The organism is Klebsiella sp. HN106 (assembly GCF_051209435.1).
Taxonomy (GTDB): domain Bacteria; phylum Pseudomonadota; class Gammaproteobacteria; order Enterobacterales; family Enterobacteriaceae; genus Klebsiella; species Klebsiella oxytoca.
This window is the reverse complement of the sequence record NZ_JBLURD010000039.1, coordinates 1-6,248: the sequence shown is the minus strand read 5'-3', so window position 1 is coordinate 6,248 and position 6,248 is coordinate 1. Positions and strand designations below refer to the sequence as shown.

Here is a 6,248-nt window from a genome sequence, read left to right as displayed (position 1 = left end):
AATATGGAAAGAGTTTTTACCCAGATCGATACCAATGAGCGCAATGTTTTCCATGATAGTTCTCCGAATGAAAGCCTGTCCTCAGCATAGTACCGGGAAGGAGGGAGTGACCATCTCATTAAATAAAGCACGCTAAGGCATAGCTGACCTTGCCAGGCCTGCTTCGCCCTGTAGTGACGCGATCAACGGGCAGGAAACATTCCCCTTTCGTGCATGGCAGGCGCACACGAGTTCAGACAGCACGGTTTCCATGCGCGCCAAGTCGGCCATCTTCTCGCGCACGTCCTTGAGCTTGTGTTCGGCCAGGCTGCTGGCCTCCTCGCAGTGGGTGCCATCGTCGAGCCGCAACAGCTCGGCAATCTCGTCCAGACTGAACCCCAGCCGCTGTGCCGATTTCACGAATTTCACCCGAACCACGTCCGCCTCCCCATAGCGGCGGATGCTGCCGTAAGGCTTGTCCGGTTCCCGCAACAGGCCCTTGCGCTGATAGAAGCGGATTGTCTCCACGTTGACCCCGGCCGCCTTGGCAAAAACGCCAATGGTCAGGTTTTCCAAATTATTTTCCATATCGCTTGACTCCGTACATGAGTACGGAAGTAAGGTTACGCTATCCAATCCAAATTCAAAAGGGCCAACGTATGTCTGAACCACAAAACGGGCGCGGTGCGCTCTTCGCCGGCGGGCTGGCCGCCATTCTTGCATCGACCTGCTGCCTGGGGCCGCTAGTACTGGTCGCCCTGGGCTTCTCCGGTGCTTGGATCGGCAACCTGACGGTGCTGGAACCCTATCGACCGTTGTTCATCGGCGCGGCGCTAGTGGCGCTGTTCTTCGCCTGGAAGCGGATTTACCGGCCCGTGCAGGCATGCAAGCCAGGTGAGGTCTGCGCGATTCCGCAGGTGCGCGCCACCTACAAGCTGATTTTCTGGATCGTGGCCGTGCTGGTCCTGGTCGCGCTTGGATTTCCCTATGTCGTTCCATTTTTCTATTAACCAGGAGTTCATCATGAAGAAACTGTTTGCCTCCCTTGCCCTCGCCGCCGCTGTTGCCCCGGTGTGGGCCGCTACCCAGACCGTCACGCTAGCGGTTCCCGGCATGACTTGCGCCGCCTGCCCGATCACAGTCAAGAAAGCGCTCTCCAAGGTCGAAGGCGTGAGCAAGGTCGATGTGGGCTTCGAGAAGCGCGAGGCCGTCGTCACTTTTGACGACACCAAGGCCAGCGTACAGAAGCTGACCAAGGCCACCGCAGACGCCGGCTATCCGTCCAGCGTCAAGCAGTGAGCCAGCAAGCCAACGACAACAGCGAGAGCCGCTTCATGGGACTGATGACACGCATTGCCGATAAAACCGGCGCGCTCGGCAGCGTCGTTTCCGCGATGGGCTGCGCCGCCTGCTTTCCAGCCCTCGCCAGCTTCGGCGCGGCCATCGGGCTGGGCTTCTTGAGCCAGTACGAGGGACTGTTCATCAGCCGCCTGCTGCCGCTGTTTGCCGCGCTGGCCTTCCTGGCGAACGCGCTGGGTTGGTTCAGTCATCGGCAATGGCTGCGCAGTCTGCTCGGCATGATCGGCCCGGCCATCGTGTTTGCGGCCACGGTCTGGCTGCTCGGCAACTGGTGGACGGCGAACCTGATGTACGTCGGCCTGGCCTTGATGATTGGGGTGTCGATCTGGGACTTCGTGTCGCCGGCGCATCGCCGTTGCGGACCGGACGGCTGCGAACTCCCCGCCAAGCGCTTGTGAAAGACGGCTGACCGTGCGACACGGCGGCCCACACGAATAAGGAACGATGGTATGAGCACTCTCAAAATCACCGGCATGACTTGCGACTCGTGCGCAGTGCATGTCAAGGACGCCCTGGAGAAAGTGCCCGGCGTGCAATCAGCGGATGTCTCCTACGCCAAGGGCAGCGCCAAGCTCGCCATTGAGGTCGGCACGTCACCCGACGCGCTGACGGCCGCTGTAGCTGGACTCGGTTATCGGGCCACGCTGGCCGATGCCCCCTCAGTTTCGACGCCGGGCGGATTGCTCGACAAGATGCGCGATCTGCTGGGCAGAAACGACAAGACGGGTAGCAGCGGCGCATTGCATATCGCCGTCATCGGCAGCGGCGGGGCCGCGATGGCAGCGGCGCTGAAGGCCGTCGAGCAAGGCGCACGTGTCACGCTGATCGAGCGCGGCACCATCGGCGGCACCTGCGTCAATGTCGGTTGTGTGCCGTCCAAGATCATGATCCGCGCCGCCCATATCGCCCATCTGCGCCGGGAAAGCCCGTTCGATGGCGGCATCGCCGCTACCACGCCGACCATCCAGCGCACGGCGCTGCTGGCCCAGCAGCAGGCCCGCGTCGATGAACTGCGCCACGCCAAGTACGAAGGCATCTTGGAGGGCAATCCGGCGATCACTGTGCTGCACGGCTCCGCCCGCTTTAAGGACAATCGCAACCTGATCGTGCAACTCAACGACGGCGGCGAGCGCGTGGTGGCATTCGACCGCTGCCTGATCGCCACCGGCGCGAGCCCGGCCGTGCCGCCGATTCCCGGCCTGAAAGACACTCCGTACTGGACTTCCACTGAAGCGCTGGTCAGCGAGACGATTCCTAAGCGCCTGGCCGTGATTGGCTCATCAGTGGTGGCGCTGGAGCTGGCGCAGGCGTTCGCCCGACTCGGAGCGAAGGTGACGATCCTGGCTCGCAGCACGCTGTTCTTCCGCGAAGACCCAGCTATAGGCGAAGCCGTCACGGCCGCATTCCGCATGGAGGGCATCGAGGTGAGGGAACACACCCAGGCCAGCCAGGTCGCGTATATCAATGGTGAAGGGGACGGCGAATTCGTGCTCACCACGGCGCACGGCGAACTGCGCGCCGACAAGCTGCTGGTCGCCACCGGCCGCGCGCCCAACACACGCAAGCTGGCACTGGATGCGACGGGCGTCACGCTCACCCCGCAAGGCGCTATCGTCATCGACCCCGGCATGCGTACAAGCGTGGAACACATCTACGCCGCAGGCGACTGCACCGACCAGCCGCAGTTCGTCTATGTGGCGGCAGCGGCCGGCACTCGCGCCGCGATCAACATGACCGGCGGTGACGCGGCCCTGAACCTGACCGCGATGCCGGCCGTGGTGTTCACCGACCCGCAAGTGGCGACCGTAGGCTACAGCGAGGCGGAAGCGCACCATGACGGCATCAAAACTGATAGTCGCACGCTAACGCTGGACAACGTGCCGCGCGCGCTCGCCAACTTCGACACGCGCGGCTTCATCAAACTGGTGGTTGAAGAAGGCAGCGGACGACTGATCGGCGTGCAGGCAGTGGCCCCGGAAGCGGGCGAACTGATCCAGACGGCCGCACTGGCGATTCGCAACCGGATGACGGTGCAGGAACTGGCCGACCAGTTGTTCCCCTACCTGACGATGGTCGAAGGGTTGAAGCTCGCGGCGCAGACCTTCAACAAGGATGTGAAGCAGCTTTCCTGCTGCGCCGGGTGAGGACAAGGAGGTGTGCGATGAGCGCCTACACGGTATCGCAACTGGCCCATAACGCTGGGGTGAGCGTACATATCGTGCGCGACTACCTGGTGCGCGGCTTGTTACGGCCGGTGGCCTGCACCACGGGCGGCTACGGCGTGTTCGACGATGCGGCCTTGCAACGGCTGTGCTTCGTGCGCGCGGCCTTCGAGGCGGGTATCGGCCTGGATGCCCTGGCGCGGCTGTGCCGTGCGCTCGACGCAGCGGACGGCGCACAAGCCGCAGCGCAGCTTGCCGTGCTGCGCCAGTTGGTCGAGCGGCGGCGCGCGGCGTTGGCCCATCTGGACGCGCAACTGGCCTCCATGCCAGCCGAGCGGGCGCACGAGGAGGCATTGCCGTGAACGCCCCTGACAAACTGCCGCCCGAGACGCGCCAACCCGTTTCCGGCTACCTGTGGGGTGCGCTGGCCGTGTTGACCTGCCCCTGCCATCTGCCGATTCTCGCCGCCGTGCTGGCCGGGACGACCGCCGGTGCCTTCCTTGGCGAGCATTGGGGTGTTGCCGCGCTCGCGCTGACCGGCTTGTTCGTTCTGGCCGTAACGCGGCTGCTGCGCGCCTTCCGGGGCGGATCATGACGAGTTCGCAGCCCGCCGGATGGACGGCGGCCGAGTTGGCGCAGGCGGCGGCGCGCGGACAGCTTGACCTGCATTACCAGCCGCTGGTCGATCTGCGCGATCACCGGATCGCTGGCGCGGAAGCGTTGATGCGCTGGCGGCATCCGAGGCTTGGCCTGTTGCCGCCCGGCCAGTTCCTGCCGCTGGCCGAGTCGTTCGGCCTGATGCCGGAAATAGGCGCGTGGGTGCTGGGCGAGGCCTGTCGCCAGATGCACAAGTGGCAAGGACCGGCATGGCAACCGTTCCGTCTTGCCATCAATGTGTCCGCCAGCCAGGTTGGGCCAACGTTCGACGACGAGGTAAAGCGGGTGCTGGCCGATATGGCCCTGCCCGCCGAGCTTCTGGAGATCGAACTGACCGAATCGGTCGCATTCGGCAATCCAGCCCTGTTCGCCAGTTTCGACGCCTTGCGCGCCATCGGCGTGCGCTTCGCCGCCGACGACTTCGGCACCGGCTATTCCTGCCTGCAACATCTGAAATGCTGCCCCATCACCACATTGAAAATCGACCAATCCTTTGTCGCCAGGCTCCCGGATGATGCCCGTGACCAAACTATCGTGCGGGCGGTGATCCAGCTCGCGCACGGGCTGGGCATGGATGTCATTTTCAGAAGACGACTGCACCAGTTGATTGGGCGTAATGGCTGTTGTGCAGCCAGCTCCTGACAGTTCAATATCAGAAGTGATCTGCACCAATCTCGACTATGCTCAATACTCGTGTGCACCAAAGCGAGGTGAGCATGGCGACGGACACCCCACGGATTCCAGAACAAGGCGTGGCCACTCTGCCTGATGAGGCTTGGGAGCGTGCGCGCCGTCGTGCGGAGATCATCAGTCCGTTGGCGCAGTCGGAGACGGTCGGGCACGAAGCGGCCGATATGGCGGCTCAGGCGCTGGGCTTGTCTCGGCGCCAGGTATACGTTCTGATCCGGCGTGCCCGGCAAGGCAGCGGCCTCGTGACGGATCTGGTGCCCGGCCAGTCCGGTGGAGGTAAAGGTAAGGGGCGCTTGCCGGAACCGGTCGAGCGCGTCATCCACGAGCTACTGCAAAAGCGGTTCCTGACCAAGCAGAAGCGCAGCCTAGCGGCCTTTCACCGCGAAGTCACTCAGGTGTGCAAGGCTCAAAAACTGCGAGTGCCGGCGCGCAATACCGTGGCCTTACGGATCGCTAGCCTTGACCCGCGCAAGGTCATCCGCCGGCGGGAAGGCCAGGATGCCGCTCGTGACCTACAAGGTGTGGGCGGCGAGCCTCCTGCCGTGACCGCGCCGCTGGAGCAGGTGCAGATAGACCATACGGTCATCGACCTGATCGTGGTCGATGACCGCGACCGGCAACCTATTGGCCGCCCGTACCTGACCCTCGCCATCGACGTGTTCACCCGCTGCGTGCTCGGCATGGTCGTCACGCTGGAAGCGCCGTCTGCCGTTTCGGTTGGCCTGTGCCTCGTGCATGTCGCCTGCGACAAGCGCCCTTGGCTGGAAGGACTGAACGTGGAAATGGATTGGCAGATGAGCGGCAAGCCCTTGCTGCTCTACCTAGACAACGCGGCCGAGTTCAAGAGCGAGGCCCTGCGCCGGGGTTGCGAGCAGCATGGCATCCGGCTGGACTATCGCCCGCTGGGACAGCCGCACTATGGCGGCATCGTGGAACGGATCATCGGCACGGCGATGCAGATGATTCACGACGAACTGCCGGGAACGACCTTCTCCAACCCTGACCAGCGCGGCGACTACGATTCCGAAAACAAGGCCGCCCTGACGCTGCGCGAGCTAGAGCGCTGGCTCACATTGGCGGTCGGCACCTACCACGGTTCGGTGCACAACGGCCTGCTCCAACCGCCGGCCGCGCGCTGGGCCGAGGCCGTGGCGCGTGTCGGCGTACCGGCCGTCGTCACACGCGCTACTTCGTTCCTGGTCGATTTTCTGCCGATCCTCCGGCGCACGCTGACCCGCACCGGCTTTGTCATCGACCACATCCACTACTACGCCGATGGGCACTGTTGCAAATAGTCGGTGGTGATAAACTTATCATCCCCTTTTGCTGATGGAGCTGCACATGAACCCATTCAAAGGCCGGCATTTTCAGCGTGACATCATTCTGTGGGCCGTACGCTGG

9 protein-coding genes are annotated in these 6,248 nt (G+C 63.5%); 8 read left to right on the top strand and 1 reads right to left on the bottom strand.

Annotated elements, in window-relative coordinates:
• Positions 1-132: 132 nt before the first annotated feature.
• Positions 133-567 carry an Hg(II)-responsive transcriptional regulator gene (merR, locus tag ACSIPU_RS29885; protein ID WP_000429836.1) on the bottom strand — a complete coding sequence of 145 codons (435 nt, stop codon included), beginning with the start codon at positions 565-567 and terminating at the stop codon, positions 133-135.
• Between the two features lie 71 nt (positions 568-638).
• Here merR and ACSIPU_RS29880 point away from each other — a divergent pair, with 71 nt between their 5' ends.
• The 8 genes from ACSIPU_RS29880 to ACSIPU_RS29845 all read left to right on the top strand — a co-directional run bounded on the left by ACSIPU_RS29880 (position 639) and on the right by ACSIPU_RS29845 (position 6,142).
• The gene (locus ACSIPU_RS29880; RefSeq protein WP_001294663.1) at positions 639-989 is read left to right on the top strand and encodes a mercuric transport protein MerT; all 351 of its coding nucleotides are present in this window, start codon (positions 639-641) and stop codon (positions 987-989) included.
• Between the two features lie 13 nt (positions 990-1,002).
• On the top strand, positions 1,003-1,278 hold the full coding sequence (gene merP, locus ACSIPU_RS29875) for a mercury resistance system periplasmic binding protein MerP (RefSeq protein ID WP_000732292.1): 276 nt from the start codon (positions 1,003-1,005) through the stop codon (positions 1,276-1,278).
• Positions 1,279-1,313: 35 nt separating this feature from the next.
• Positions 1,314-1,736 carry an organomercurial transporter MerC gene (gene merC, locus ACSIPU_RS29870; protein WP_001340589.1) on the top strand — a complete coding sequence of 141 codons (423 nt, stop codon included), beginning with the start codon at positions 1,314-1,316 and terminating at the stop codon, positions 1,734-1,736.
• A 51-nt stretch (positions 1,737-1,787) separates the two neighbouring features.
• Complete coding sequence (gene merA / locus ACSIPU_RS29865) at positions 1,788-3,482, top strand: mercury(II) reductase (RefSeq protein WP_000105636.1); 1,695 nt, start codon at positions 1,788-1,790, stop codon at positions 3,480-3,482.
• 17 nt (positions 3,483-3,499) lie between these two features.
• Positions 3,500-3,862: a mercury resistance co-regulator MerD gene (merD, locus tag ACSIPU_RS29860; RefSeq protein ID WP_001277456.1), complete on the top strand. Its 363-nt coding sequence runs from the start codon at positions 3,500-3,502 to the stop codon at positions 3,860-3,862.
• The gene (gene merE, locus ACSIPU_RS29855) at positions 3,859-4,095 is read left to right on the top strand and encodes a broad-spectrum mercury transporter MerE (protein WP_000993386.1); all 237 of its coding nucleotides are present in this window, start codon (positions 3,859-3,861) and stop codon (positions 4,093-4,095) included. Before merD ends, merE begins: the two co-directional genes overlap by 4 nt.
• Before the next feature lie 35 nt (positions 4,096-4,130).
• A complete protein-coding gene (locus tag ACSIPU_RS29850) occupies positions 4,131-4,799 on the top strand; it encodes an EAL domain-containing protein (protein WP_001300294.1) in 669 nt (222 codons plus the stop codon).
• A 74-nt stretch (positions 4,800-4,873) separates the two neighbouring features.
• The gene (locus ACSIPU_RS29845; protein WP_000179845.1) at positions 4,874-6,142 is read left to right on the top strand and encodes a DNA-binding domain-containing protein; all 1,269 of its coding nucleotides are present in this window, start codon (positions 4,874-4,876) and stop codon (positions 6,140-6,142) included.
• Positions 6,143-6,248 lie beyond the last annotated feature (106 nt).

Excerpts from the sequence above, each read along its gene's own strand:
- merR (WP_000429836.1), bottom strand. The coding sequence starts at position 567 with ATGGAAAATAATTTGGAAAACCTGACCATTGGCGTTTTTGCCAAGGCG.
- ACSIPU_RS29880 (WP_001294663.1), top strand. The coding sequence starts at position 639 with ATGTCTGAACCACAAAACGGGCGCGGTGCGCTCTTCGCCGGCGGGCTG.
- merP (WP_000732292.1), top strand. The coding sequence starts at position 1,003 with ATGAAGAAACTGTTTGCCTCCCTTGCCCTCGCCGCCGCTGTTGCCCCG.
- merC (WP_001340589.1), top strand. The coding sequence starts at position 1,314 with ATGGGACTGATGACACGCATTGCCGATAAAACCGGCGCGCTCGGCAGC.
- merA (WP_000105636.1), top strand. The coding sequence starts at position 1,788 with ATGAGCACTCTCAAAATCACCGGCATGACTTGCGACTCGTGCGCAGTG.
- merD (WP_001277456.1), top strand. The coding sequence starts at position 3,500 with ATGAGCGCCTACACGGTATCGCAACTGGCCCATAACGCTGGGGTGAGC.
- ACSIPU_RS29845 (WP_000179845.1), top strand. The coding sequence starts at position 4,874 with ATGGCGACGGACACCCCACGGATTCCAGAACAAGGCGTGGCCACTCTG.